Genomic DNA, 25,004 nt, shown 5'->3' with positions numbered 1-25,004 from the left:
TCGGGCATGCCCGCTACGGCTCCCGTCGTTTTATCGATCGACGCCATGGGCGGCGATCACGGTCTGCAAACGACCGTGGACGCCGCTCTTTTGGCGTTGGCCGAGCACGAGGGGCTGCAACTGGTCCTGGTCGGCGACGAGTCGCTGGTCGAAGCCGCGCTGAAGGCGCGCAAGCCGGCGGCGCCGCTGCGCGCGCGTATCGCCGTGCAGCACGCCGCGGAAGTGGTCGGCATGGATGAGGCGCCGTCCAAGGCGCTGCGCAACAAGAAGGATTCGTCGCTGCGCGTGGCGATCAACCTCGTGCGCGACGGCCGTGCGCAGGCCGTGGTGTCGGCCGGCAACACCGGCGCGCTGATGGCGACCGCCAAGTTCGTGCTGAAGACGCTGCCGGGCATCGACCGGCCGGCCATCATCTCGCCGATTCCGTCGATGAGCGGCCACGTGCACATGCTCGATCTCGGCGCCAACGCCGAATGCAGTGCCGAGCAGCTGTTCCAGTTCGCCGTCATGGGGTCTGCGCTGGTCACGGCGATCTACGGCATCGACCGGCCGCGGGTGGCGCTGCTCAACATCGGCGAGGAAGAGATCAAGGGCAACGAGGTCATCAAGCAGACCGCGCATCTGCTGCAGGCCTCGCAGCTGAATTACATCGGCTTCGTCGAAGGCGACGGTGTATTCCTGCGCGACATCGACGTCGTCGTCTGCGACGGCTTCACCGGCAACATCGCGCTGAAGACCGGCGAAGGCGTCGCCAAGCTGATCTACCACTACATCAAGCAGGAATTCACGCGCTCGACGTTCACCAAGCTCGCCGCACTCGCGGCGATGCCGGCGCTCAAGGCGCTCGGCAAGCGCATGGATCCGCGCAACTACAACGGCGCCAGCCTGGTCGGCCTCAACGGCATCGTCATCAAGTCGCATGGCAGCGCCGACGCGCTGGCCTTCGCTTCGGCGATCCGCGTCGCCGTGCGCGAAGTCCAGCACGACGTGCCGGCGCGCATCTCGCGGCTGCTTGCGGTTGCGCTGCCGCAGCTGCCGAAGGCCGCGTCCGGCGAAGCCTGACGCCGGCGCGCCGCCCGTCGCGCCTCGTCGTCATGAATCCGCTCTACGCAACCCTGAAGCAGTGGAGCGCGCCAGCGCTGCTTGCCCTGCAGGTCGTCGTCATTCTGCTCGGCGCCTGGATCGTGCAGCGCCTGGTGGCGCGCGCGCTCAAGCGTATTGCGCGTCGCTATCTGTTTGCGCCCGAGCTCGCGCTCGTTCTGCGCGGCAGTCTGCGCGCGCTGATCTGGATCGCGGCGCTGATCGCCGTGCTCGGCCGGATCGGCGTGTCGGCGACGGTGCTGTGGACGGCCGTATCCGGCTTCGTGGCGGTTGCCGCGATCGCTTTCTTCGCGATCTGGAGCGTGCTGTCGAACCTGCTGTGCGCGATCCTGATCTTCACCGTCGGCGCGTTCCGGCTCGGTGATGAGGTCGAACTGGTCGATGCCGCCGACAAGCCCGGCCTGAAGGGGCGCGTGGTCGCGATCAACCTGCTCTACACCACGCTCAGCGAAGGCGGCGGCGCCCAGGTGCAGATCCCGAACAGCATGTTCTTCCAGAAGGCTGTGCGCCGCTGGCGCGGCGGCCACTGACGCCTCGCCAGGCGCCGGCGCGCGCCCCTAGAATGATCGGCTCAAGCTCCGGAGCCGATCCGCACCATGCCTGCCACGTCCGAACTGCCGTTCCTCGTCGCCGACATCGGCGGCACCAATGCGCGCTTCGCGCTGGCTTCGGGCGACGCCGAACAGCGGCCGGTGCTGTCGGCGATTCGCGAGCTGAGGGCCGCCGACTATCCGACGCTCGGCGCGGCGGCCCGGCACTATCTCGATCTTTGCGGGACGCAGGTCGAGACCGCGGTGTTCGCCGTCGCCTCGCCGGTCACCGGCGACCACATCAAGATCACCAACAATCCCTGGGCGTTCTCGGTACAGGCGCTGCGCGCCGAGCTGGGCCTGCGGGCGCTGCAGCTGATCAACGACTTCGCGGCGGTCGGCCATGCGGTGCCGCACCTCGGCCATGCCGACGTGCGCGCGATCGGCTCGATGCCCGAACGCCTCGCGCGTGATCACAGCGACGGCCACTACTCGGTGCTGGGCCCCGGCACCGGCCTCGGCGTCGGCCGTCTGCTGTTGCGCAAGGGCGAGACCATCGTCATCGAGACCGAGGGCGGGCACGTCGGCTTCGCGCCGGCGGACGGCTACGAGCTGAAGATTCTCGAGCTGATGCTGCGGCACTATCCGCGCGTGTCGGCCGAACGTCTGCTGTCCGGTTCGGGCCTGCTGAATCTGTATCGCGTGGTCGCCGAGATCGAAGGGGTCGCCGCCGGCGCCGAGACGCCGGCGCAGATCACCGGGCAGGCGGAGGCCGATCCGGACAGTCTGGCCGGACGCACCGTGGCGCTGTTCTGCGGGCTGTTCGGCAGTTTCACCGGCGACACCGTGCTCGCGCACGGCGCCTGGGACGGCGTTTACCTCGCCGGCGGCATCACGCAGAAACTGGTGCACTGGCTGGAGCAGGGCGCGTTCCGTACGCGCTTCGAACGCAAGGGGCGCTTCGAGCCACTGCTGCAACGGGTGCCGACGCTGGCGATCACGCATCCGCACGTCGGCCTGCTCGGCTCCGCTGCCTGCGCGCTGGGCCTGCACGAACGGCGCGGCGGCTGACGGGGGCGGGGCGGCGCTCCGCAACGGAGCGTGCGCCGCGCGCGCCGGCCGCAGGGATGGCGCCCGGCTCTACTTGACCAGCTGGTTCAGATCGAAGATCGGCACGAGGATCGCGAGCACGATCAGCAGCACGATGCCGCCCATCACGACGATCAGTGCCGGCTCGAACACGCTGACCGTGGTCTGCACCAGCATCTCGACTTCGCGCTCCTGGTTCTCGGCGGAGCGATCGAGCATCTCGTCGAGACGGCCGGACGACTCGCCAGAGGCGATCAGGTGCACGGTGATCGGCGGGAACAGCTTGCTGGCTGCCAGCGAACGGCTCAGCGAAGCACCCTCGCGGACCTTGATCGTCGCTTCGTCGATCGCTTCGCGCATCGGCAGATTGGTGACGACCTGCGTGCCGATGCGCATGGCGTCGAGGATCGGTACGCCGGAGCCGAACAGGATGCCGAGCGTGCGCGTGAAACGGCCAGTGTTGGCGCCGCGCGTGAGGCGCCCGATCAGTGGCACCCGCAGCAGGAAGTTGTGCACGCGCCGCTTGAACGGCGCAGCCTGCATCATGCGCGCGAACATGAACGCGCCGGCGGCGATCAGGATCAGCAGGTAGATGCCCCATTCGCGCAGGAAGTTCGAAACGGCGATCAGCGCGCGCGTCAGCAGCGGCAGCTGCGCGCCGATGCTGTCGAACACGCCGACGACCTGCGGCACCACGTAGGTCAGCAGCGCCACGACCACGCCGATCGCGACCACCGTCAGGATCACCGGGTAGATCAGCGCGAGGCTGACGCGCGACTTCAGCACCTGGCGGCGCTCGACGTAGTCGGCGAGGCGCTCGAGGATGTAGTCGAGCTTGCCCGACTGCTCGCCGGCCTCGACGGTGGCACGGAACAGCGGCGGGAAGGCGTTCGGGAACTGGTTCAGCGAATGGGCGAGGGAGTTGCCTTCGACGACGCCGGCGCGCACGCCGAGCGCGACGCGCTTGACGCGCTTGCTCTCGCTTTGCTCGGACACCGCGGTCAGCGCTTCGTCGAGCGGCAGGCCCGAGCGCACGAGGATCGCCAGTTGGCGCGTGAACAGGGCGAGCTCGGCGCTGCCGATGCTGCCACCGCCGCGGCTGAACGGCGCACTGCCGCTGGCCCGGCGTTCGGAAACCTGGGTGACGTCGAGTGGCGTCAGGCCCCGCTCGCGCAGCAGCTGGCGGGCGTGGCGCGGCGTATCGCCTTCGATCAGGCCCTTCTTCTGGCGGCCCTGTGCGTCGAGGGCGCTGTATTCGTACGCGGCCATGCGTCAGCCGCGCCCGATCGTGGCGGGCGCCGACGCGACGGTGCGGCCGGCATCGGGACGAGGCGGCGACGCAGGCATCTTCAATCCTCGATCGTCACGCGCAGGACTTCGCGCAGCGTGGTCTGGCCGGCGACCACCTTGTCGCGGCCCGACTGCAGGATGCCGGGGCCCTGCGAGCGCGCGTAGGCTTCGAGCTGCTGCTCCGAGGCGTTGTCGTGAATCATCGCCTCGAGCTTGCGGTCGACCTCGATGACTTCGTGCACGCCAGTGCGGCCGAGGTAGCCGGTATGGCGGCAGGCCGGGCAGCCGACCGGCTTGAACAGCGTCAGCGGCTGCGCCGGGTCGCGGTCGAGCTGCTCCTTCTCGGCGGCGCTGGCCTCGTACGGTTCCTTGCAGTGCCGGCACAGCTGGCGCACCAGACGCTGCGCCATCAGCCCGATCAGCGAGCTCGACAGCTGATACGGTTCGACGCCCATGTCGCGCAGGCGCGTGACGGCGCCGACCGCGGTGTTGGTGTGCAGCGTCGACAGCACGAGGTGGCCGGTCTGCGAGGCCTGCACCGCGATCTCGGCGGTTTCGAGGTCGCGGATTTCGCCGATCATCACCACGTCCGGGTCCTGGCGCAGGATCGCGCGCAGGCCGCGCGCGAAGGTCATCTCGACCTTGGTGTTGACCTGGGTCTGGCCGACGCCGTCGATGTAGTACTCGATCGGATCCTCGACCGTCATGATGTTGCGCGAGCGGTCGTTGAGCACCGACAGCGCGGAATACAGCGTCGTGGTCTTGCCCGAGCCGGTCGGACCGGTCACCAGCAGGATGCCGTAGGGGTGGTGGATGATGCGCTTGAGCGCGGCGATCGAATGCGCGTCGAGGCCGAGCTGTTCGAGGTCGAGCTTCTCGGCCTGCTTGTCGAGGATACGCATCACCACGCGTTCCTGATTGACGCCGGTCGGGATCGTCGACACGCGCACGTCGACCTTGCGGCCGCCGAACGCGCGCGAGATGCGGCCGTCCTGCGGCAGGCGCTTCTCGGCGATGTCGAGCTTGGCCATGACCTTGATGCGCGAGACCAGACGCGGTGCGAGCTGGCGCGGCGGCGCCATCACCTCGCGCAGCACGCCGTCGACGCGGAAGCGGATCTGCAGGCGGCTCTCGAAGCTCTCGATGTGGATGTCGGAAGCGTTCTCGCGGATCGCCTCGACGAGCAGGCCGTTGATGAACTTGATGACCGGCGCGTCGTCGTCGGATTCGAGCAGATCCTGGTTGTCCTGCAGCGCCTGGGCGAGCGCGTCGAGATCGGCCTCGTCGTCCTGCAGGCTGTCCATCAGACTCGCGGTCGCCGCGGTCTGGCCTTCGTAGGTGCGCGACAGCAGCGCGTCGAACTCCTGGGCCGACACCGACTGCAGCTTGAGCGGGCGGCCGACGAAGCGGCGTGTTTCCTGCACCGCGTCGAGCGCGACGCCGGGGCGCGCGACGGCGACGACGTGGTCGCCAAGGTCTTCGGTGACGATCAGGCCGTGCCGCTTGGCGAACGTGAACGGCGGGCGCCGCAGCGTGTCCATCATGGGGTCGGCGACGGCTCGGTCGTCGGTGCCGGGATCGCGCCCGGCGCCTGGGCGGGCGCCTGCTGCGGGGCGGGTGCCGGCGCGGCGGCGCCCGGCGTCGCCGGCGGCGCGATTTCGATCGGCGGCATCGTCGGGCTCGCGGCGGGCGATTCCGGCGCCGGCGCCGACGGCGCGGTCTGCGGCGGGCGGTCGCCGCGCCAGGTGTCGAAGCTGCGCAGCAGCGGATAGTCGGTGCCGCTGGCGGCGTCGATCAGCGACTGCCGGACGTTGTCGTACTTCTTGCGCGAGTAGTACTCGATCTGCGTGTCCTGGCGCAGGATCGACGGCCGGATGAACAGCATCAGGTTCTGCTTGCTCTTCTTGATCGAGTTGCTGCGGAACAGGCCGCCGAGCAGCGGGATATCGCCGAGCAGCGGGACCGAGCTCTTCGACGCCTGGATCTGATCGTCGATCAGGCCGCCGATGACGAGGATCTGGCCGTCCTCGACGCTGACGACATTGCTCAGCGTGCGCTTGTTGGTGATCAGGTTCGACGAGCCGGCGGCGCCGCTGGCGATGCCCGAAATCTCCAGATTGATCTTCAGCTTGACGGTGTCACCCTCGCTGATCTGCGGCGTCACCGACAGCGTCAGGCCGACGTCCTTGCGGTCGATCGTCTGGAACGGGTTGACCGCGCCGGACACCGACGAGGTGCCGGTGTTCGCATAGCTGCCAGACAGGAACGGCACTTCCTGGCCGACCGAGAACTTCGCTTCCTCGTTGTCGAGCGTGACCAGCGACGGCGTCGACAGCACGTTGGTGTCGCCGTCGCTCTTCAGGGCGCGGATCAGCGCGCCGTAGATGCCGCCGGAGCCGGTCGTGGCGCCGACCACCATGGTGCCGCCGGAGCCGATCAGCGACGCGGCCGCGGCCGCGTAGGAGGCGGTGCTGGTGCTGGTCGAGGTCGTCACACTGCTCAGACGCGACAGCGCGCTCTGCGTGCTGCTGTTGAGGATGCCGGCCGCAGCGACGTGATTCGGGTCGTAAGCCACCCAGTCGACGCCGATCTCCTTCTGCTTGTTGGCGCTGACCTCGGCGACGATGCCTTCGACGAGGACCTGCGCGCGACGGATGTCGAGCTGGGCGATGACGTCGCGGATCTGCCGCATCGCCTTCGGTGGGGCGGTGATGATCAGCGCGTTGGTGTCCTTGTCGGCGAGCACGCGGGCGTCGCCGTTGCCGCCGCCGGATGCGCTGCTGGTGGCCGCCGGCGCTGCCGTGGCGGTGGCGCCGGCGCTGCGCTGCTGCTGTTGCTTGACCTGCTGGGCGTAGCCTTCGAGGATCGGCGCGAGGTTTTCGGCGCTGGCGTAGCGCAGATAGACGACTTGCGTCGAACCGCCTTCGGGCAACTCGACGTCGAGCTGCCGGACGATCGCGATCAGGCGCGCGCGGTCGGCCTTGTCGCCGCCGATCAGGATGCTGTTGCTGCGCTCGTCGGCGATGATGGTTGCCGGCTTGCTCGCCGGATCGGCCTGCTTGTCCTGCTGCGTCATCGTCGTCAGCGTGCGCACGACGTCGGCGGCCGAGGCGAACTGCAGCTTGATGTTCTCGATGTCGCGGTCGCCGGCCTGATCCATCTGGCGGATCAGGTTGCCGATGCGGGCGACGTTGGCGGCGCGGTCGGCGACGATCAGCGTGTTGTTCGGCTGATAGGCGGCCAGATGCGCCCACTGCGGCATCAGCGGACGCAGGATCGGCACCAGCTGCGAGGCGCTGACGTTCTGCAGCTGGAAGACGTGGGTGACGACCTCGTCGCGGGCCAGGCGCGTGCCGTCCGAGGTGTAGGCGCCGCCCTCCCACTTGACGTTGGCGTCGGGCACGATCTTGATCGCACCGCCCGACGGAATCGCGGCGAAGCCGTTGACCTGCAGCACCGCGAGGAAGGTCTCGTAGAGGCTGTCGGAGTTCATCGGCGAGGCCGAGATCACCGTCACTTTGCCGCGCACGCGGCTGTCGACGATGAAGTTCTTGCCGGTGACGTCGCTGACGGTCGCGATCAGCGTATTGATGTCCGCGTCCTTCAGATTGAGGGTGATGTCCGCATGCGCGGGGCCGGCGGACAGCCAGACGAGCGCCGCCATCGCGCAAACGAGAGGTCTGCGGAGCTTCATATTCAATTGAGGGTCACGTTGAGGGTTTGAGACTGGCCGCCGCGCTCGACGGTCAGCGATACGCTGTTGGCCTTGGACAGATCGGTCAGCATCTGCAGGGCCTTCTGGCTGTCGTCCAATTGTACGCCGTTGACCGAGGTCACCAGATCGCCCGGACGCAGGCCCAGCTGGTTGAACGCGCCGCGGTCGCGACCGGGATAGATGCGGAAGCCCTTGAGCTGGCCGTTGACGTTGGCCGGCTGCACGCGGATGTACTGCGAGGCCTTGCTCGGATCGCTCATCACCTCGTCACGGATGCGGCCGAGCATCTGCGTGGTGTCGGCGGCCGCGGCGGCGTGGGGCGGCGGCGGCGCCTCGGCCGTGCTCGGCGTGTCCTTGCTGAGTCGCAGCGTCTCCAGCGTACCGTTGCGCGACAGCACGACGCGGTCGGGGAAGATCGCCTGCAGGCTCACGCCGCGGACGACGTCGTCGCCGATCGCATAGGGTTTTTCGTCGCCGTCGGAGCTGCCGATCAGCGCGCGCGACTCGTTCTCGGCGGTCGCCGAGAGGATGCCGAACAGGGTCAGCGACAGGCGGGTGTCGGGCGCGTCGGCGGCGTTCTGCGCGCTCGGCAGGGGCTGGTAGGCCCCGAACAGGTGGGCATCGGCGAGCGCCTGGACGTCGGTCTCGCTGCGTGCCGCCGCTGTCGGCGGCGGCAGCGGCGGCGCCTGCCAGCGGGCCGCCTCGGGGACCGGCAGCAGGGCCCAGACCAGCTGCGCCGCCAGGTACGCGACGGCCACCACGAGCAGCAGCACCGCCAGCGGCGGCAGCTTGCGCCCGTGCTGTTCGTAAAGGCGACCGAGGGTTTGCAGCGAGGGACTGAGGGTCATGACGGCCGATGATACCCGCGCCACGTGAAAGGAAATAGCCGATTTCGGTAAGGGATTGCACGGTTGCCGCGATTCCGGGCGGCCCGGCGCCAGCCGCATTTGCGGGGCCGGGGCGGCTTTCAGTAGCCTGCGTCGCGCCCGCCGCCGGCCGGCGCCGGATTCGGGGGAAGACCATGTCGCCACGTACGCGCATCCGCGTCGGCATCAGCGCCGTCGTGTTCGCGCTGTTCCTGCTGCATACCGCGCGCGTGCTGCCGCTGCGCCTGCTCGACGTCGTCGAGGCGTTCACCTATGACGCCCGCGTCATGCTGACGATGCCGAACCGGGCCGACGCCAAGATCGTGATCGTCGATCTCGACGAGAAGAGTCTGGCCGCCGAGGGCCAGTGGCCGTGGACGCGCGACAAGCTGGCGATCCTGGTCGAGCAGCTGTTCGACCGCTACCACGCGCGGGTGCTCGGTTTCGACATCGTCTTCGCCGAGGCCGACGACAAGGCGCAACGGCTGTGGCGGCAACTGGCCGGCGGCGCGCTGGCCGACCTGCCGGGGCTGGCCGAGCGCGGCGCGGCGATCGCCGCCGATCTCGATTACGACGCCCGTTTCGCGGCCGCACTGCACGGCCGTCCGGTGGTGCTCGGCAGCTTCTTCAAGCCGCGCCTCGATCCGGGCGAGCCGGTGCTGACCGGGCGCCTGTGCGCGCCGCTGCTCGATGCCGCCAGTGCGCGGCTCTATGACGTGCGCTTCATCGCCGCGCGCGGCGCCGGCGGCAACGTGCCGGTGCTGCAGGAGGCGGTGCCGGACTGCGGTTTCTTCGACAATCCGAGCGTCGATTTCGACGGCGTCTACCGCCGCGTGCCGCTGCTGCAGGCCTACGAGGGGGCGGTCTATCCGTCGCTGGCGCTGGCGGTCGCGCGGCGGGCGCTCGGCGACGCGCCGGTCAGCCTCGAGTTCGATCCGCCCGAGCTTCGTACCTCGCTGCATCTGGAGCGACTGCGCGTCGGCGACCGTACGGTGCCGGTCGATGCCCAGGCCGCCGCCTACGTGCCGTATCGCGGCGACAACCGCACGTTTCGCTATGTATCGGCGACCGACGTGATCCGCGGCGCGGTCGCCGAGCCGGACCGGCTGCGCGACGCCGTCGTGCTGATGGGCGCGACCGCCGCCGGCTACCTCGACCTGCGCTCCACGCCGGTCAACAAGGTCTTTGCCGGCGTCGAGGTCCACGCCAATCTGGTCGACGGTCTGCTCAACGGCGGCATCCGCCAGAAGGCGCCGTACTACGACGGCATCGAGGCCGTGCTGCTGCTGGCGGTGGCGCTGATCCTGGCCTGGGCGTTCTCGCATCTGGGCGCGGCCTGGAGCTCGCTGCTCGGCTTCGGCCTGGTCGGCGCGCTGATCGCGCTGGCGCTGGCCTTGTGGCAGGGCGCCGATTTCATCGTGCCGCTCGGCGTGCCGGTGCTGTTCACGCTGACGCTGTTCATGGCGCATCTGCTGTACGGCTACTTCATCGAATCGCGCCGCGCGCGCAGCATTTCCAAGACCTTCGGCGAGTACGTGCCGCCGGAGATCGTCGCCGAAATGGCCGAGCGCGGCGGCGAGATCTCGATGGAAGGCGAGAGCCGCGAGATGACGGTGCTGTTCTCCGACGTGCGCGGCTTCACCAGCATCTCCGAACGTCTCGACGCGCGCGAACTGGCGGCGCTGATGAACGCCTTCCTGACCCGGCAGACCGCCGTCATCCAGAAGCATCGCGGCACCATCGACAAGTACATGGGCGATGCGGTGATGGCGTTCTGGGGCGCGCCGCTCGCCGATCCCGGGCACGGCCTGCACGCGCTCGAGGCCGGCCTGGAGATGCTGCGCGCGGTGCGCGAGCTCGACGCCGAGTTCGCGGCGCGCGGCTGGCCGCGGCTGGAGATCGGCGTCGGTCTCAACAGCGGCAAGATGAGCGTCGGCAACATGGGTTCGGCATTCCGGCGCGCCTACACCGTGATGGGCGACGCCGTGAACCTCGGGTCGCGCGTCGAGGGTCTGACCAAGGCCTACGGGGTGTCGATCCTCTGCACGCAATCGACCCGCGACGCGGCGCCGGGGGACTGGGCGTTCCGCGAACTCGACTACGTCCGCGTCAAGGGCAAGCAGGAGCCGGTCGCGATCTACGAGCCGTTCGGCCCCAAGGACGCGCTCGATCCGGGGCTGCGCCAGGATCTGGCCCGTCACCGCGGTGCGCTCAAGCTCTACCGCGCCCAGCAGTGGGACGCCGCCGAACACGAGTTCGCGCTGCTGGCGCAGGGCGAGCGCCCGCAGCCGGTCTATGCACTGTTCCGCGAGCGCATCGCCTGGCTGCGCCGGCACCCGCCGGGGCCAGGCTGGGACGGCGCTTTCACCTTCGACCACAAGTAGCCGCGCCGCCTGTCGCTGGCGGTCGCGACGGACGGTCGCCGGCGGCTTTCCGGCGGCTGCTTGAGTTGCCTGGCGATGCCCCCACAATGGGACGACGACGGTAAACTGGCACCATGAGCAAAGAGGTCAAACGCGGCGATTCCGGTCAGGGCCTGGCGATCGAGGAGGCCAAGCCCCGGCTGGCCCCGCCGCCGCAGTACAAGGTCATCATGATCAACGATGACTACACGCCGATGGAATTCGTGGTCCAGGTTTTGCAGCAGTTCTTCCGCCACTCCCGGGAGAAGGCGGTACAGATCATGCTGGAGATTCATACGGCGGGACGCGGTGTCGCCGGGGTGTTTCCGGCGGAGATCGCTGAGACGAAGACGGCGCAGGTCAACGCCTACGCGCGCAAGAATCAGCATCCGCTGCTGACTGTCATGGAGCAGGCCTGAGCCTGATCGTGCGCGGCCTGGCCGGTCAGGGTATGTTTGGTTTCACGAACGTGGTATCGCGCTCGCGCGCGGAGGTCGCGGATGCTTAGCGAAGAACTGCAGAAGGCGCTGGATGCGGCTTTCGTTTCGGCCCGGATGGAAGGCCATGAGCTGCTGACGGTCGAGCACCTGTTGCTCGCCCTGCTGTCGGACACGCACGTCGCCGAAGCGCTCAGCTCGAGCGGCGCCGACACCGAGAAGCTCGAGGTCGCGCTCAAGGACTATATCCGCAACCACATCCAGTCGATCAAGGACGTCGAGAAGCACGAAGTGCAGCCGACGCTGTCGTTCCAGCGCGTGCTGCAGCGGGCGATCTATCACGTCCAGGCGGCCGGCAAGAAGCAGGTGTCGACGCTCAATGTGCTCGTCGCCATCTTCTCGGAGAAGGACACGCATGCGGTCTACCTGCTCGGCGAGCAGGGCGTGTCGCGCCTCGACATCGTCAACTTCATCTCGCACGGCATCGCCAAGAACGGCTCCTCGCAGCCGGACAAGGCGCCGGACGCCGAGAACGGCGAGGACGGCGGCGACAAGAGCCAGACGCAGAGCGCGCTGGAGCAGTACGCCGTCAATCTCAACGAGCGCGCCGCCGAAGGTCGCATCGATCCGCTGATCGGTCGTGACCTCGAGATCGAGCGCGTCATGCAGACGCTGTGCCGTCGCCGCAAGAACAACCCGCTGCTGGTCGGCGAGGCCGGCGTCGGCAAGACCGCGATCGCCGAGGGCCTCGCCTGGCTGGTCGTCGAGGGCCGGGTGCCTGACCTGCTGAAGAATGCGGTCGTCTACAGCCTCGACCTCGGCGCGCTGATCGCCGGTACCAAGTACCGCGGCGATTTCGAGAAGCGCTTCAAGGCCGTCATCAACGAGCTGCAGAAGCGGCCGGGTTCGATCGTCTTCATCGACGAGATCCACATGATCATCGGCGCCGGCGCTGCCAGCGGCGGCGTGATGGATGCCTCGAACCTGCTCAAGCCGCTGCTGGCCTCCGGCGAGCTGCGCTGCATGGGCTCGACCACCTATCAGGAATACCGCGGCATCTTCGAGAAGGACCGCGCGCTGGCGCGCCGTTTCCAGAAGATCGACGTCGGCGAGCCGAGCGTCGATGACGCCGTGAAGATTCTCGAGGGCCTGCGTGCCCGCTTCGAGGAGCACCATCAGGTGCAGTTCACGCGCGGCGCGCTGCGCTCGGCGGTCGAGCTGTCGGTCCGCCACATCACCGACCGCCATCTGCCGGACAAGGCGATCGACGTCATCGACGAGGCGGCGGCGCGCCTGCGCCTGCTGCCGGAGAGCAAGAAGCGCAAGACCGTGCAGGTCCGCGACATCGAGGAGACCGTCGCCAAGATCGCGCGCATCCCGCCGAAGAGCGTATCGAGCAACGATCGCGACAGGCTGGCGACGCTGGAACGCGACTTGAAGCTGGTGATCTTCGGTCAGGACGCCGCGATCCAGCAGCTGACCGCCAGCATCAAGCTGTCGCGCTCGGGCCTCGGCAATCCGGACAAGCCGATCGGCAACTTCCTGCTCGCCGGCCCGACCGGTGTCGGCAAGACCGAGGTGACGCGCCAGCTGGCGCAGCTGCTCGGCATCGAGCTAATCCGCTTCGACATGTCCGAGTACATGGAGCGCCACACCGTGTCGCGCCTGATCGGCGCGCCGCCGGGCTATGTCGGCTTCGACCAGGGCGGCCTGCTGACCGAAGCGGTCATCAAGCACCCGCACTGCGTCGTGCTGCTCGACGAGATCGAGAAGGCGCATCCGGATGTCTTCAACCTGCTGCTGCAGGTCATGGACCACGGCACGCTGACCGACAACAACGGCCGCAAGGCGGATTTCCGCAACGTCATCCTGGTGATGACGACCAACGCCGGCGCCGAGGAATCGTCGCGTCGCTCGATGGGTTTTGCCGAGCAGAACCACACCACAGACGCGATGGAGGTGATGCGCAGGATGTTCACGCCGGAATTCCGCAACCGCCTCGACGCGATCGTGCAGTTCGCGCCGCTGGAACGGCGCGAGATCCTGCGCGTGGTCGACAAGTTCATCCTGCAGCTTGAGGAGCAGCTGGCGGCGAAGAACGTGCAGCTCGACGTCGACGAGTCGGCGCGGCTGTGGGTCGCCGACCGCGGCTACGACGTCAAGATGGGCGCCAGGCCGATGGCCCGCGTGATCCAGGAGAACCTCAAGCGGCCGCTCGCCGAGGAGCTGTTGTTCGGCAAGCTGGTCAATGGCGGTCGCGTGCACGTGCTGCTCGGCGAGGGCGACCAGCTCGCCTTCGAGATCGAGGCGCGCGAGAAGCCGACGCAGCTCGAACCGGTCTGAGCTTGGTGAGCTGAAACGAGAAAAGCCCGCCGGAAGGCGGGCTTTTCGTTGGACGCGTGGTTCGCTCGGTCTCGTCGTGCTGCGCACGACGGTCGTCCTCTCGACGCCAGGATCCCAGCGACGCTGGGGCCCTCCACGCTGTTCGGACGACTACTTGTCGCGGAACGTGATGCGACCCTTGGTGAGGTCGTACGGGGTCAGTTCGACCTTGACCTTGTCGCCGGTCAGGATGCGGATGTAGTTCTTGCGCATGCGACCCGAGATGTGCGCGACGACGATGTGGCCGTTTTCCAGCTTCACGCGAAACGTCGTGTTCGGCAGCGTCTCCAGGATGACGCCCGCCATCTCGATGTGATCTTCCTTCGCCATACGCCCTTCGATTTACTTAGAAGGGCGGCATTATCGGGAAAGCACCCCGCTACAGCAACCCGCGGCGCCCGATCCGGCCGGCGCCAGTTCGCGCCACTGGGTGCCGAGCAGGGCCTCCAGCGGTCGGAAGCGCCGTTTGTAATCCATCTTCGGGCTGTGCTCGACCCAGTAGCCGAGATAGACATGCGGCAGGCCCGAACTGCGCGCCTGTTCGATCTGCGCCAGGACCGCAAGCGTGCCGAGACCGCGTTGGCGCAGCTCCGGGGCGAAGAAGGTGTAGACGGCCGACAGGGCGTGCGGCAGATGGTCGACGACGGCGACGCTGCGCAGTTCGCCGCGTTCACGGAAGCACCAGTAGCGCACGTCCAGCCACGAACATTCGAGGAAGGCGTGGAAAGCCTTGCGGTCGAGCGGGTCCATGCCGCCGCCGGTATGCCGCGCCTGCAGGTAGCGGCGATACAGCTCGTAGTGCTCGTCGCCGAGGCGCCGCTCGACCGTCAGCTGCAGGTCGGCGTTGTCGCGCCAGCAGCGGCGCTGGCCGCGGTCGGCGACGAACTGGCGCACGTCGATGCGCACCGGCACGCAGCGTGTGCAGTCGCGGCAGTGCGGACGGTAGGTGTGATCGCCGCTGCGGCGGAAGCCGAGTTCGAGCAGGCGCTGGTAGTGCGCCGGACCGAGTCCGGCTTCCGGATCGACGAAGGCGCTGCGCGCGAGCAGGCCGGGCAGGTAGCCGCAGGCGTGCTCGGTGCTGAGGAACAGGCGCAGGGACTGTGTCATGGCGGCGGTCCGTGGCGCGGGTCGGCCGGCGCGTCGTCGAAGCGCCATACCGGCGACAGCGTGCCGCCATTGGTCGCCTGCGCCAGCTGGCGCAGGAACTGTTCGCGCGGCACTTCCCGGGCGCCGAGGCTCAGCAGGTGCGAGGAGCTGACCTGGCAATCGATCAGCTCGAAGCCCCAGCGCTCGAGCTGCCGGCACAGCCAGTACAGGGCCAGCTTCGAAGCATCGGTGGCATGCGAGAACATCGACTCGCCGAAGAACACGCGTCCGATCGCGACGCCGTAGAGGCCGCCGATCAGCCGGCCGTCGCGCCAGACCTCGACGCTGTGCGCGTGCCCCTTGCGGAACAGGTCGCCGTACGCGGCGCGCATGTCCGGGCCGAGCCAGGTGCCGCGGCTCTTGGCGCGCTCGCCGCCGCAGGCGGCCAGCACCTCGCCGAAGGCGCGGTCGAAGCTGAGCGCGTAATCGTCGCGGCGTACGGTCTTGCCGAGGCTGCGCGAAACATGCAGGCCCGACGGCAGCAGCACGGTGCGCGGGTCCGGGCACCACCAGAGGATCGGCTCGTCGGGGTTGTACCAGGGGAAAATGCCCTGCCGGTAGGCGCGCAGCAGGCGGGTCGTCGAAAGATCGCCGCCGATGGCCAGCAAACCGTTCGGATCGCGCATCGCCAGGTGCACGGGCGGGAACGGCTGGTGCGGATTGCGCGGGTCCAGCCAATGCAGGCGGATCGGGCTTTCCATCGTCGCGAAGCGGGCCTCCTTCGGTGCACCGCTAGCATACGCAGACCGCGTGCCGGCGGGAATGCGCGCCGGCACGCGGTCGGATTAGGGCCTGTTAACGCCAATAGCGTCGCTGTGGTGCTGCCTGGCGAGTCGCCAGGCTAGGCGCGGGCCGCGCACTTGGGTGATTCCCAAGAAGCGGACCGCAACGCCGCATGGCGGCTCGCCAGGCGGCATCCCGAAGGGACCGGCCCGTTTTGCCGCATCGCGACGTCTCTCGTCGCTCATGTACGGCCAGTACATCGCGCTCCTCGTTCCTTGCGCTGCGGCAAAACGGACTCGGCCACAGCGACGCTATTGGCGTTAACAGGCCCTAGTGGAAAGTCGGCGCGGCCGCCGGCACGTCCTTGAGCACCCACTGCACGACTGCGTCGTGTTCGAAATGCGTGATCGGTTCGGCGTCGGTCGGCGGACCGGCTTCGGTCATGCGGCCTTCCGCGTCGAAATGGATGCGCGCGCCGGCCGTCTGGATCTTGAGCTCGCCGCTGTTGCGATTGTCCTGCAGCGTCAGCTGCAGATAGCGCAGGTCGCGCCCGGCGAATTCGGGCAGGCGATCGGAACCGGCGGCGATCAGCGCCGCCTGGTCGGCGGTGAATTCGCGGATGCCGCCTTCCGGCGTCAGGACGAAATGGCGAATCTGGCTCATGGCTTTGATGTCGGCTTGCGCTCGTGAAACTTTGGACACGCTTTCAATATGAAGGTTTCGCGCCGGCTTTCAAGTCTCGGCCGCTGGGGAGCATGACCGGTATACTGCCGCGATCGCCGCAGGCCCGCCGGCGCGGGTTCCGCGCCATGCCGCATCCCGAAATCTCACGCATGTTCAAAGCCAAACCGCACGCCACCGACGAAGCCGCCGGGCCAGGCTGGCTCGAGCGCCTGCCGCGCGAGGCAGCGCTGCTCGGCTGCCTCGGCCTGTCGCTGTTCCTGCTGGTGACCCTCGCCAGCTTCAATCCGAACGATCCGGGCTGGTCCTCGTCCGGCAGCGGCGAGCCGGTCCGCAATCTGGCGGGCCCGGTCGGGGCGTGGATCGCCGACGTGCTGCTGTCGCTGTGCGGCTACGTGGCTTTCCTGCTGCCGTGGGCGGTGCTGCTGATCGGCATCCGCATCTTCAGCGAGGCGCCGCCGGGCGCGCGCATGCCGCGTGGCGTGCGCGTCGCGGCTTGGGCGGTGCTGCTGGTCGGGTTGGCGGCGCTGGCTTCGCAGCACATCGGTGCCTCGGCGAGCTGGGCGCCGCAGGGCAGCGGCGGCATCGCCGGACAGGCGGTGGCGCGCGGCCTGGTGTCGGTGCTCGGCGGTTTCGGCAGCAGCCTACTGCTGCTGACGCTGGTGATCGTCGCCGCGCCGCTGGCGCTGACCTTCTCGTGGCTCGATATCCTCGATCGCGTCGGCAGCTGGGTGTTCGCGCTGGCGGCGCGGCGCATCGAGAAGCCGGTGCGGCTGGCCGAAGGCGCAGAAGGCGAGGACGGCGAGCTGCCGATCGTCGCCGAGTCCGAACAGCGCCCGGCCAAGCGCCGCAAGGAAAAGGATGAACCCGCCGCGCGCATCGAGCCGCTGTTCGGCGCGCCGGTCTTCGAGGAGACGCCGCCGGCCAAGGAGAAGCGCAAGCGCAAGGCGCCGTCGCTGCTCGGCTCTGAGGAGGAGCAGCTCGGTCTGCTGCCGGAGCCGCCGGCGCTGCCGACGGTGGCGGTCGCTGCCGCTGCGCCGGTGCCGGCACCGGCACCGCGTCCGGCGCCGGTGCGCAAGGCCGAGGCGGTCGAGGTACCGGCCTTCGACGGCGATCCGCTGCCGCCGCTGACCATCCTCGATCCGCCACGTCCGTCCGGTCGCCAGTACACGCCCGAGGAACTCGAGCGCCTGTCGCGCGACGTCGAGCGCCATCTCGAATCGTTCGGCGTTAAGGCGCAGGTCGTCGCCGCGACCCCGGGTCCGGTCATCACGCGCTTCGAAATCCAGCCGGCGCCCGGCGTGAAGGGCTCGCAGATCACCAATCTGTCGCGCGATCTGGCGCGCTCGCTGTCGGTGTCGAGCGTGCGTGTCATCGAGGTCATCGAAGGCAAGTCGGTGGTCGGCCTGGAGATCCCGAACCAGAAGCGCGAAATGGTGATGCTGCGCGAGATCATCGACTCGCCCGCCTACCGCAATTCGTCGTCGCCGCTGACGCTGGCGCTCGGCAAGGACATCGCCGGCAATCCGATGGCGGGCGATCTCGCCAAGATGCCCCATCTGCTCGTTGCCGGCACCACCGGCTCCGGCAAGTCGGTGGCGATCAACGGCATGATCCTGTCGATGCTGTTCAAGGCGACCGCCGATCAGGTGCGCTTCATCTTCGTCGATCCGAAGATGCTGGAGCTGTCGGTCTACGAGGGCATTCCGCACCTTCTGACGCCGGTCGTCACCGACATGAAGGACGCCGCCAACGCGCTGCGCTGGTGCGTCGCCGAAATGGAACGACGCTACCGCCTGATGTCGGCGCTCGGCGTGCGCAATCTCGCCGGCCTCAACCGCAAGGTCGAGGAAGCCGCCGCCGCCGGCGAGCCGATTCGCGATCCGCTGAAGGACAGCAGCCAGGACCTGTTCGACCCGGAGGCCGGCGCGCCGCTGGCCGAGCCGCTGCAGCCGCTGCCGCACATCGTCGTCGTCATCGACGAGCTGGCCGACATGATGATGGTCGTCGGCAAGAAGGTCGAAGAGCTGATCGCGCGCATCGCGCAGAAGGCGCGCGCCGCCGGCATCCACCTGATCGTCGCCACGCAGCGGCCGAGCGTCGACGTCATCACCGGCCTGATCAAGGCCAACATTCCGTCGCGCCTCGCGTTCCAGGTCGCCTCGCGCATCGATTCGCGCACCATCCTCGACGAGCAGGGCGCCGAGACGCTGCTCGGTCACGGCGACGGCCTGTTCCGGCCGATCGGCGCCAGCCGGCTCGACCGCGTGCACGGGGCGTTCGTCGACGATCACGAGGTGCACAAGGTCGTTGCCTATCTGAAGCAGGTCGGCGAGCCGCGCTACATCGAGGAAATCTGCGCCGACGAGGCGCCGTCCGGCCCGGCCGAAGGCGGCGGCGACGATGCCGAGGCCGATCCGCTGTACGACCAGGCGGTGGCGATGGTGCTGGAAACGCGCAAGGCCTCGGTGTCCTGGGTGCAGCGCCGGCTCAAGATCGGCTACAACCGCGCCGCGCGCATGGTCGAGCAGATGGAAGCGGCGGGCATCGTCGGGCCGAGCGGCCCCGGCGGCAATCGCGAGATTCTCGCCCCGGGCGGGCGCGATTGACGCGCCGTCCGGAATCTTCCGCGGAAGTCAGATCCGATTCAGCGCCGTCACCGATAGTGGCGCGTCCTTTCACCGGGTTTACCCATGAAGAAGCTGTCGACCCTGTTGTTCGCGGTACTCGCGCTGTGCGGCGCGCAGGCGCATGCCGGTCCGGCCGATGATGCGCTGCGGCGCTTCGTCGACGGCGCGCAGACGCTCAGCGCGCGCTTCGAGCAGACGCAGAAGGACGAACACGGCGAGGTGCTGGCGCAGCGCAGCGGCAGCTTCGACCTGTCGCGTCCGGGCCGCTTCCGCTGGCGCTACGACCAGCCGTACGAGCAGCTGATGGTCTGCGACGGCAACAAGATCTGGAACTACGAGCCGGACCTCGCGCAGGTGACGGTGCGCCCGGCCGATCAGGTGCTCAAGGGCACGCCGGCGGCGCTGCTGGCGCAGCGCTCGCTGCTCGGCGACGCATTCAGCGTCGAATCCGGCGGGCAGAAGGAAGGCGCCGACGTGGTCCGCCTCAAGCCTAGGGGCGGCGAGGTCAACAGCGACTTCCAGTCGATCGAACTGTGGCTGAAGAACGGCGTGCCGCAGCGCATGCAGTTCTTCGATGCGCTCGGCGGCAATACCGACATCCGCTTTTCCGACATCAGGACCGGCGTCAAGCTCGATGCCGCGCTGTTCCGCTTCACGCCGCCGAAAGGCACGGAAGTGATCGATGACGGGGCGGGGCGTTAAGGCGCCGTGAGCGACGCTGGCACCTTCTCCGGAGCAAGCCCTTCGGCCCTTCGCGACGCCATTGCCGGCGAGGCTGCCCGTGGCTGATCGCACGCCGGCGCAGCCCTCCATGACCGGGCGTTCGCCGGGGTCGACGTCCGGCGGACGCCGGCCCGATCCGGCGCAACCGCTGGCCGAGCGCATGCGGCCGCGCACGCTCGACGAGGTCGTCGGTCAGGACCATCTGCTCGGCGCCGGCGGCCCGCTGCGCGTGCTGCTCGAAGCCGGCAGCGTGCCGTCGATGGTGTTCTGGGGGCCGCCGGGCGTCGGCAAGACCACGCTGGCGCGCCTGCTCGCGCAGTACAGCGATGCCGAGTTCCTGACGCTGTCGGCGGTGCTCGCCGGCGTCAAGGACATCCGCGAGGCGGTCGCCCATGCGCAGGCGCTGCGCCAGGGGCTCGCGCCGCGGCGCACGGTGCTGTCCATCGACGAAATCCACCGTTTCAACAAGAGCCAGCAGGACGCGCTGCTGCCGTACGTCGAGGACGGCACGATCACGCTGATCGGCGCGACCACCGAGAATCCGTCGTTCGAGCTCAACGCGGCCTTGCTGTCGCGGCTGCGCGTGTTCGTGCTGCGCGGCCTCGACGAGACCGCGATCCGCGATCTGCTGGTGCGGGCGCTGAGCGATGCCGAACGCGGCCTGGGCCTGGCGGCCGACGCGCTGCCGGCGCGCTGGCTCGATCGCATCGCCGAGGCCGCCGACGGCGACGCGCGGCGCAGCCTGGTGCTGCTCGAAACCGCGGTCGAACTCGGCCGCGCCGAAGCCGGCCGCGACGATCAGGTGCTCGACAAGCTGATCGGTCGCGGCCTGCGCCGCTTCGACAAGGGCGGCGAGAACTTCTACGACCAGATCTCGGCGCTGCACAAGAGCGTGCGCGGCAGCGATCCGGACGCAGCGCTGTACTGGTTCGCGCGCATGCTCGACGGCGGCGTCGACGCCGCCTATCTGGCGCGCCGCATCACGCGCATGGCGATCGAGGACATCGGCCTCGCCGATCCGCGCGCGCAGCGCCTGTGCCTCGACGGCTGGGACACCTACGAACGTCTCGGCAGTCCGGAAGGCGAGCTGGCGCTGGCGATCGCCGTCGTCTACCTCGCTTGCGCGCCGAAGAGCAACGCGGTCTACAGCGGCTACAACGCGGCGCGGGCGCTGGTCGAGCAGACCGGCACGCTGGAAGTGCCGATGCACATCCGCAACGCGCCGACCAGGCTGATGAAGGACCTCGGCTACGGCCAGGGCTATCGCTACGATCACGACGAAGCGGGCGCCGTGGCGGCGGGCCAGCAGTTCCTGCCGGATCGCCTGCTCGGCACCGAGCTGTACGCGCCGGTGCCGCGCGGCCTCGAGATCAAGATCGGCGAACGGCTCGCGCAGTTGCGCGCGGCGCGCAAGACGCGCTGAGCGCCTTGTCGGTGCGCGCGGGCGCACGGTATCGTTGCCGCACGGAGATGGCATCCTCCACGAACCGCCCCCGCCGTTGGCGCCCGGGCTGATGATGCCTACCCACCGCGATGCGCGCGGGTAGGCCTTGGCCGTCCTGACCGCTTCGCCTCGGCATCCTTACCGCGTGGAGAGGCAGGACATGACGTTTTCCGGATTTCTGGCAGTCGGCGTTGGCGCCGCGTTGGGTGCCTGGTTGCGCTGGCTGCTGAGCCTGGCGTTCAATCCCCGTGTTCCGTGGCTGCCGCTCGGCACGCTCGCGGCGAACTGGGGTGGCGGCTACCTGATGGGGCTGGCGATGGGCTGGATCGCCCACGCGCAGGGCGTGAGCCCGGAGTGGCGCCTGCTGGTCACCACCGGCTTTCTTGGCGGGCTGACCACGTTTTCGACGTTTTCGGCCGAGACGATTGCGCTCGTCACGCGCGAGCAGTACGGCGCCGCCTTGACCGTCGTCGCCCTGCATCTGGGCGGCTCGCTGCTGCTGACCTGGCTTGGCCTGCTGAGCTTCAACGCTCTGCGCAGCTGAGCGCGGGGCAGCGGGGGGCGGCTACAATGCCGCCCCCCATCCCTTGCCGCCGATTGCCGATGCTCGATCCCAAGTCACTCCGGGCCCAGCCCGAGCAGGTCGCCGCGCAGCTCGCGCGCCGCGGCTTCGTCTTCGATCTTTCGCGCTTCAACGAGCTCGAATCGCGCCGCAAGACGCTGCAGGTCGAGACCGAGCAGCTGCAGGCCGAGCGCAACGCCGGTTCCAAGCGCATCGGCCAGGCCAAGGCCAGGGGCGAGGATGCCTCGCCGGTGCTCGCCGACATGGATCGCATCAAGGTGCGCCTCGCCGAGATCGAGAGCCAGCTCGCCGCGCTGCAGGCCGAGTTCGACGATTTCCTCGCGCGCCTGCCGAACCTGCCGCACGCCTCGGTGCCGGACGGCCGCGACGAGAATGACAACGTCGAAGTGCGCCGCTGGGGCACGCCGCGCCCGGCCGAAGGCGCCAAGGACCACGCCGACCTCGGCGAAGCGCTCGGCCTGATGGATTTCGCCGCGGCCGCCAAGCTCACCGGCGCGCGCTTCACCGTGCTGCGCGGCGGGCTGTCGCGCCTGCATCGCGCGCTCGCGCAGTTCATGCTCGACGTGCATACGCGCGAGCACGGCTACGAAGAGCTGTACGTGCCGTACATCGTCAACGACACCACGCTGCGCGGCACCGGCCAGCTGCCGAAGTTCGGCGAGGATCTGTTCGCGCTCAAGGGCGAGCAGCCCTGGCGCCTGATTCCGACCGCCGAGGTGCCGGTGACCAATCTCGTCCGCGACGAGATCCTCGCCGCCGACGAGCTGCCGAAGAAATGGGTCGCGCACACGCCTTGTTTCCGTTCGGAGGCCGGTTCGGCCGGCCGCGACACGCGCGGCATGATCCGCCAGCACCAGTTCGACAAGGTCGAGCTGGTGCAGGTCGTCGAGCCGTCGCAGTCGTACGCCGCGCTCGAAGAGCTGACCGGCCACGCCGAGACGATCCTGAAGAAGCTCGGGCTGCCTTACCGCGTGCTGGCGCTGTGCACCGGCGACATGGGCTTTGGCGCCGCCAAGACCTACGACCTCGAAGTCTGGCTGCCGAGCCAGAACCGCTATCGCGAGATTTCCTCGTGCTCGAACTGCGAGGACTTCCAGGCGCGGCGCATGCTGGCGCGCTACCGCCATCCGGAGACCAAGAAGACCGAGCTGGTCCACACGCTCAACGGTTCCGGCCTCGCGGTCGGCCGCACGCTGGTGGCGATCATCGAGAACTACCAGCAGGCCGACGGCTCGATCGCGATTCCCGAGGCGCTGAAGCCGTACATGGGCGGAATCGAGCGCATCGCGCGGCCGTAAGGCATGCCGACCGTCATGGCGAGGTGCGCCATGCCTCGCCATGACGTCGAACGATAGACTGCCGCGATGATCCGCGTTCTTCCCGACACCCTCGTCAACCAGATCGCGGCCGGCGAAGTCGTCGAGCGCCCGGCCGCCGTCGTCAAGGAACTGGTCGAGAACAGCCTCGATGCCGGCGCGCGCGCAGTCGAGGTCGAGATCGAGCAGGGCGGGGCGGGGCTGATCCGCATCCGCGACGACGGCAAAGGCATCGCCCGCGACGAACTGGCGCTGGCGCTGACGCGGCACGCGACCAGCAAGATCGCGAGCTTCGACGATCTCGAACGCGTGGCGACGCTGGGCTTCCGCGGCGAGGCGCTGCCGAGCATTCTGTCGGTGTCGCGGCTGCGGCTCGCCTCGCGCACCGCCGAGGCCGATCACGCCTGGGAGCTGGCCGGCGCCGGACACATCGACGGCCTGCAGCCGCGGCCGGCCGCACATCCGTTCGGCACGACGATCGAAGTCCGCGACCTGTTCTTCAACACGCCGGCGCGACGCAAGTTCCTGAAGTCGGAAGCCACCGAGTTCCGCCAGATCCAGCAGGCGCTGTCGCGCATCGCCTTGTCGCGCTTCGATGTCGGCTTCTCGCTGCGCCACAACAACCGCCGCATCTTCGACCTGACGCCGGCCGCGGGCGAGGAAGGCCGGCTGGCGCGCATCCGCGCGATCTGCGGCGACGATTTCGTCGCCGCCTCCGTGGCCATCGACGAGGCACGGCTCGGCATGCGCCTGCACGGCTGGGTCGGCCTGCCGAGCTTCGCGCGGCCGAGCGCCGACCTGCAGTACGTCTACGTCAACGGCCGCCTCGTGCGCGACCGTCTGATGGCGTTCGCCCTCAAGCGCGCGTTCGCCGACGCCATGCACTCGACGCACCATCCGGCCTACGTCGTTTATCTCGAACTCGATCCGGCGGCGGTCGACGTCAACGTCCACCCGCAGAAGACCGAGGTGCGCTTTCGCGACGCCGCGCGCGTGCACGACCTGCTGTTCGGCGCGGTGCACCAGCTGCTGCGCCGCTTGCGGCCGGAGCCGGAGCGGCATCATCAGGTCGCGTTTGCCGGGTCCGAAGCGTCTGCTGCCGCGGCGGCGGCGGCGGCGGCGGCGAGTGCGGCGGCTGCCGGCGTGCTGCCCGGCTACGTCGCCCGCGAGGCCGTGTCGCCGCCGGCCTGGCGGCCGCCGGCACGGCTCGATCTGCGCGAGCCGCCGTCGCCGGCCTACGCGCCGGTTGCCGCGGCATCGGCGGTCGGCATCGAGCCGGCGCCGGCGCCGGTGGACGATCGGCCGCTCGGCACGCCGCTCGCGCAGGTGCACGGCATTTACATCCTCGCGCAGAACGATCACGGCCTGGTGCTGGTCGATGCGCATGCCGGCCACGAGCGCGTGCTCTACGAACGCCTCAAGCGCCAGCTCGCCGACGGCGGCATTCCGGCCCAGGCGCTGCTGGTGCCGGAAGTCGTGACGCTGGCCGAGGACGAGGCCGACGCGCTGGAAGCACGACGCGAGCAGCTGCAGACCTACGGCATCGACTTCGACCGCAGCGGGCCCGGCAGTATCCTCGTCCGCGCGGTACCGCCGCTGCTGGCACGTAGCGATGTCGGTGCGCTGTTGCGCGAACTCGCCGGCGACGAGACGCGCCGCGAGACGGCTTCACATTTCGGCGAGGCGCTCGACGCGCAGCACCGCGTGCTCGCCGACGTCGCCTGCAAGGCGGCGATCAAGGCGCACCGCCGCCTGACGCTGGCCGAGATGGACGCGCTGCTGCGCGACATGGAGCGCACGGAACTCGCCGGTCAGTGCAATCACGGCCGGCCGACCTGGGTGCAGATCACAGTCGCCGAGCTGGATCGGCTGTTCCTGCGCGGACGCTGAGCGTCCGTTTGTTTATCCTCGAAGTGGCCGTGGGCGCCGCGCGGGCGTGCAGGCAT

At 69.0% G+C, this 25,004-nt stretch carries 20 protein-coding genes and 1 riboswitch; of the genes, 12 read left to right on the top strand and 8 right to left on the bottom strand.

Annotated elements, in window-relative coordinates; translation table 11 throughout:
* Nucleotides 1-6 precede the first annotated feature (6 nt).
* From plsX to glk, 3 genes are all read left to right on the top strand, one after another.
* Complete coding sequence (gene plsX / locus H149_RS0103895) at nucleotides 7-1,062, top strand: phosphate acyltransferase PlsX (RefSeq protein WP_039747867.1); 1,056 nt, start codon at nucleotides 7-9, stop codon at nucleotides 1,060-1,062.
* A 32-nt stretch (nucleotides 1,063-1,094) separates the two neighbouring features.
* Nucleotides 1,095-1,631 carry a mechanosensitive ion channel family protein gene (locus tag H149_RS0103890; RefSeq protein ID WP_020648426.1) on the top strand — a complete coding sequence of 179 codons (537 nt, stop codon included), beginning with the start codon at nucleotides 1,095-1,097 and terminating at the stop codon, nucleotides 1,629-1,631.
* 66 nt (nucleotides 1,632-1,697) lie between these two features.
* A complete protein-coding gene (gene glk, locus H149_RS0103885) occupies nucleotides 1,698-2,702 on the top strand; it encodes a glucokinase (protein WP_020648425.1) in 1,005 nt (334 codons plus the stop codon).
* Nucleotides 2,703-2,771: 69 nt separating this feature from the next.
* Here the strand turns inward: glk and gspF are convergent, their stop codons facing one another.
* The 4 genes from gspF to gspC form a co-directional block, all read right to left on the bottom strand.
* Complete coding sequence (gspF, locus tag H149_RS0103880) at nucleotides 2,772-3,989, bottom strand: type II secretion system inner membrane protein GspF (protein WP_020648424.1); 1,218 nt, start codon at nucleotides 3,987-3,989, stop codon at nucleotides 2,772-2,774.
* Nucleotides 3,990-4,069: 80 nt separating this feature from the next.
* Complete coding sequence (gene gspE, locus H149_RS0103875) at nucleotides 4,070-5,551, bottom strand: type II secretion system ATPase GspE (RefSeq protein WP_020648423.1); 1,482 nt, start codon at nucleotides 5,549-5,551, stop codon at nucleotides 4,070-4,072.
* Complete coding sequence (gspD, locus tag H149_RS19595) at nucleotides 5,551-7,674, bottom strand: type II secretion system secretin GspD (RefSeq protein WP_020648422.1); 2,124 nt, start codon at nucleotides 7,672-7,674, stop codon at nucleotides 5,551-5,553. The genes gspE and gspD overlap by 1 nt, the downstream gene beginning before the upstream one ends.
* A 32-nt stretch (nucleotides 7,675-7,706) precedes the next feature.
* The gene (gene gspC / locus H149_RS21935; protein WP_020648421.1) at nucleotides 7,707-8,573 is read right to left on the bottom strand and encodes a type II secretion system protein GspC; all 867 of its coding nucleotides are present in this window, start codon (nucleotides 8,571-8,573) and stop codon (nucleotides 7,707-7,709) included.
* A 173-nt stretch (nucleotides 8,574-8,746) separates the two neighbouring features.
* Here gspC and H149_RS0103860 point away from each other — a divergent pair, with 173 nt between their 5' ends.
* The 3 genes from H149_RS0103860 to clpA all read left to right on the top strand — a co-directional run bounded on the left by H149_RS0103860 (nucleotide 8,747) and on the right by clpA (nucleotide 13,773).
* Nucleotides 8,747-10,975 carry a CHASE2 domain-containing protein gene (locus tag H149_RS0103860; RefSeq protein ID WP_020648420.1) on the top strand — a complete coding sequence of 743 codons (2,229 nt, stop codon included), beginning with the start codon at nucleotides 8,747-8,749 and terminating at the stop codon, nucleotides 10,973-10,975.
* 113 nt (nucleotides 10,976-11,088) lie between these two features.
* Complete coding sequence (clpS, locus tag H149_RS0103855; RefSeq protein ID WP_020648419.1) at nucleotides 11,089-11,412, top strand: ATP-dependent Clp protease adapter ClpS; 324 nt, start codon at nucleotides 11,089-11,091, stop codon at nucleotides 11,410-11,412.
* Nucleotides 11,413-11,493: 81 nt separating this feature from the next.
* Nucleotides 11,494-13,773, top strand: coding sequence for an ATP-dependent Clp protease ATP-binding subunit ClpA (clpA, locus tag H149_RS0103850; protein WP_026352826.1), 2,280 nt, complete (start codon nucleotides 11,494-11,496; stop codon nucleotides 13,771-13,773).
* A gap of 150 nt (nucleotides 13,774-13,923) precedes the next feature.
* On the opposite strand, the gene infA is transcribed toward clpA, so the two are convergent.
* The 4 genes from infA to H149_RS0103830 all read right to left on the bottom strand — a co-directional run bounded on the left by infA (nucleotide 13,924) and on the right by H149_RS0103830 (nucleotide 16,344).
* Nucleotides 13,924-14,142 carry a translation initiation factor IF-1 gene (gene infA, locus H149_RS0103845; protein ID WP_020648417.1) on the bottom strand — a complete coding sequence of 73 codons (219 nt, stop codon included), beginning with the start codon at nucleotides 14,140-14,142 and terminating at the stop codon, nucleotides 13,924-13,926.
* A gap of 30 nt (nucleotides 14,143-14,172) precedes the next feature.
* Nucleotides 14,173-14,919 carry an arginyltransferase gene (locus H149_RS0103840; protein WP_020648416.1) on the bottom strand — a complete coding sequence of 249 codons (747 nt, stop codon included), beginning with the start codon at nucleotides 14,917-14,919 and terminating at the stop codon, nucleotides 14,173-14,175.
* Nucleotides 14,916-15,659 carry a leucyl/phenylalanyl-tRNA--protein transferase gene (aat, locus tag H149_RS0103835; RefSeq protein ID WP_020648415.1) on the bottom strand — a complete coding sequence of 248 codons (744 nt, stop codon included), beginning with the start codon at nucleotides 15,657-15,659 and terminating at the stop codon, nucleotides 14,916-14,918. The genes H149_RS0103840 and aat overlap by 4 nt, the downstream gene beginning before the upstream one ends.
* A gap of 352 nt (nucleotides 15,660-16,011) precedes the next feature.
* Nucleotides 16,012-16,344 (bottom strand): hypothetical protein, encoded by a 333-nt coding sequence (locus H149_RS0103830; RefSeq protein ID WP_020648414.1) that lies wholly within the window; start codon nucleotides 16,342-16,344, stop codon nucleotides 16,012-16,014.
* Nucleotides 16,345-16,514: 170 nt separating this feature from the next.
* On the opposite strand from H149_RS0103830, the gene H149_RS0103825 reads away from it, so the two are divergent.
* The 6 genes from H149_RS0103825 to mutL all read left to right on the top strand — a co-directional run bounded on the left by H149_RS0103825 (nucleotide 16,515) and on the right by mutL (nucleotide 24,948).
* Nucleotides 16,515-18,971 carry a DNA translocase FtsK gene (locus H149_RS0103825; RefSeq protein WP_039747994.1) on the top strand — a complete coding sequence of 819 codons (2,457 nt, stop codon included), beginning with the start codon at nucleotides 16,515-16,517 and terminating at the stop codon, nucleotides 18,969-18,971.
* Between the two features lie 84 nt (nucleotides 18,972-19,055).
* Nucleotides 19,056-19,694 carry an outer membrane lipoprotein periplasmic chaperone LolA gene (gene lolA, locus H149_RS0103820; protein ID WP_020648412.1) on the top strand — a complete coding sequence of 213 codons (639 nt, stop codon included), beginning with the start codon at nucleotides 19,056-19,058 and terminating at the stop codon, nucleotides 19,692-19,694.
* 109 nt (nucleotides 19,695-19,803) lie between these two features.
* The gene (locus H149_RS0103815; protein ID WP_020648411.1) at nucleotides 19,804-21,138 is read left to right on the top strand and encodes a replication-associated recombination protein A; all 1,335 of its coding nucleotides are present in this window, start codon (nucleotides 19,804-19,806) and stop codon (nucleotides 21,136-21,138) included.
* A 34-nt stretch (nucleotides 21,139-21,172) separates the two neighbouring features.
* A riboswitch (Fluoride riboswitch) is annotated at nucleotides 21,173-21,246 on the top strand.
* Nucleotides 21,247-21,319: 73 nt separating this feature from the next.
* Complete coding sequence (crcB, locus tag H149_RS0103810; RefSeq protein WP_026352824.1) at nucleotides 21,320-21,703, top strand: fluoride efflux transporter CrcB; 384 nt, start codon at nucleotides 21,320-21,322, stop codon at nucleotides 21,701-21,703.
* A gap of 59 nt (nucleotides 21,704-21,762) precedes the next feature.
* On the top strand, nucleotides 21,763-23,040 hold the full coding sequence (gene serS / locus H149_RS0103805; protein WP_020648409.1) for a serine--tRNA ligase: 1,278 nt from the start codon (nucleotides 21,763-21,765) through the stop codon (nucleotides 23,038-23,040).
* Nucleotides 23,041-23,106: 66 nt separating this feature from the next.
* Nucleotides 23,107-24,948, top strand: a complete 1,842-nt coding sequence (gene mutL, locus H149_RS0103800) for a DNA mismatch repair endonuclease MutL (RefSeq protein ID WP_020648408.1) — start codon at nucleotides 23,107-23,109, stop codon at nucleotides 24,946-24,948.
* Nucleotides 24,949-25,004 lie beyond the last annotated feature (56 nt).

Source organism: Solimonas variicoloris DSM 15731 (assembly GCF_000382285.1).
Taxonomy (GTDB): Bacteria; Pseudomonadota; Gammaproteobacteria; order Nevskiales; family Nevskiaceae; genus Solimonas; species Solimonas variicoloris.
The sequence above is the reverse complement of the archived record's forward strand: the minus strand, read 5'-3'. Positions and strand labels throughout refer to the sequence as shown.

Excerpts from the sequence above, each read along its gene's own strand:
- plsX (WP_039747867.1), top strand. The coding sequence starts at position 7 with ATGCCCGCTACGGCTCCCGTCGTTTTATCGATCGACGCCATGGGCGGC.
- H149_RS0103890 (WP_020648426.1), top strand. The coding sequence starts at position 1,095 with ATGAATCCGCTCTACGCAACCCTGAAGCAGTGGAGCGCGCCAGCGCTG.
- glk (WP_020648425.1), top strand. The coding sequence starts at position 1,698 with ATGCCTGCCACGTCCGAACTGCCGTTCCTCGTCGCCGACATCGGCGGC.
- gspF (WP_020648424.1), bottom strand. The coding sequence starts at position 3,989 with ATGGCCGCGTACGAATACAGCGCCCTCGACGCACAGGGCCGCCAGAAG.
- gspE (WP_020648423.1), bottom strand. The coding sequence starts at position 5,551 with ATGGACACGCTGCGGCGCCCGCCGTTCACGTTCGCCAAGCGGCACGGC.
- gspD (WP_020648422.1), bottom strand. The coding sequence starts at position 7,674 with ATGGCGGCGCTCGTCTGGCTGTCCGCCGGCCCCGCGCATGCGGACATC.
- gspC (WP_020648421.1), bottom strand. The coding sequence starts at position 8,573 with ATGACCCTCAGTCCCTCGCTGCAAACCCTCGGTCGCCTTTACGAACAG.
- H149_RS0103860 (WP_020648420.1), top strand. The coding sequence starts at position 8,747 with ATGTCGCCACGTACGCGCATCCGCGTCGGCATCAGCGCCGTCGTGTTC.
- clpS (WP_020648419.1), top strand. The coding sequence starts at position 11,089 with ATGAGCAAAGAGGTCAAACGCGGCGATTCCGGTCAGGGCCTGGCGATC.
- clpA (WP_026352826.1), top strand. The coding sequence starts at position 11,494 with ATGCTTAGCGAAGAACTGCAGAAGGCGCTGGATGCGGCTTTCGTTTCG.
- infA (WP_020648417.1), bottom strand. The coding sequence starts at position 14,142 with ATGGCGAAGGAAGATCACATCGAGATGGCGGGCGTCATCCTGGAGACG.
- H149_RS0103840 (WP_020648416.1), bottom strand. The coding sequence starts at position 14,919 with ATGACACAGTCCCTGCGCCTGTTCCTCAGCACCGAGCACGCCTGCGGC.
- aat (WP_020648415.1), bottom strand. The coding sequence starts at position 15,659 with ATGGAAAGCCCGATCCGCCTGCATTGGCTGGACCCGCGCAATCCGCAC.
- H149_RS0103830 (WP_020648414.1), bottom strand. The coding sequence starts at position 16,344 with ATGAGCCAGATTCGCCATTTCGTCCTGACGCCGGAAGGCGGCATCCGC.
- H149_RS0103825 (WP_039747994.1), top strand. The coding sequence starts at position 16,515 with ATGTTCAAAGCCAAACCGCACGCCACCGACGAAGCCGCCGGGCCAGGC.
- lolA (WP_020648412.1), top strand. The coding sequence starts at position 19,056 with ATGAAGAAGCTGTCGACCCTGTTGTTCGCGGTACTCGCGCTGTGCGGC.
- H149_RS0103815 (WP_020648411.1), top strand. The coding sequence starts at position 19,804 with ATGACCGGGCGTTCGCCGGGGTCGACGTCCGGCGGACGCCGGCCCGAT.
- crcB (WP_026352824.1), top strand. The coding sequence starts at position 21,320 with ATGACGTTTTCCGGATTTCTGGCAGTCGGCGTTGGCGCCGCGTTGGGT.
- serS (WP_020648409.1), top strand. The coding sequence starts at position 21,763 with ATGCTCGATCCCAAGTCACTCCGGGCCCAGCCCGAGCAGGTCGCCGCG.
- mutL (WP_020648408.1), top strand. The coding sequence starts at position 23,107 with ATGATCCGCGTTCTTCCCGACACCCTCGTCAACCAGATCGCGGCCGGC.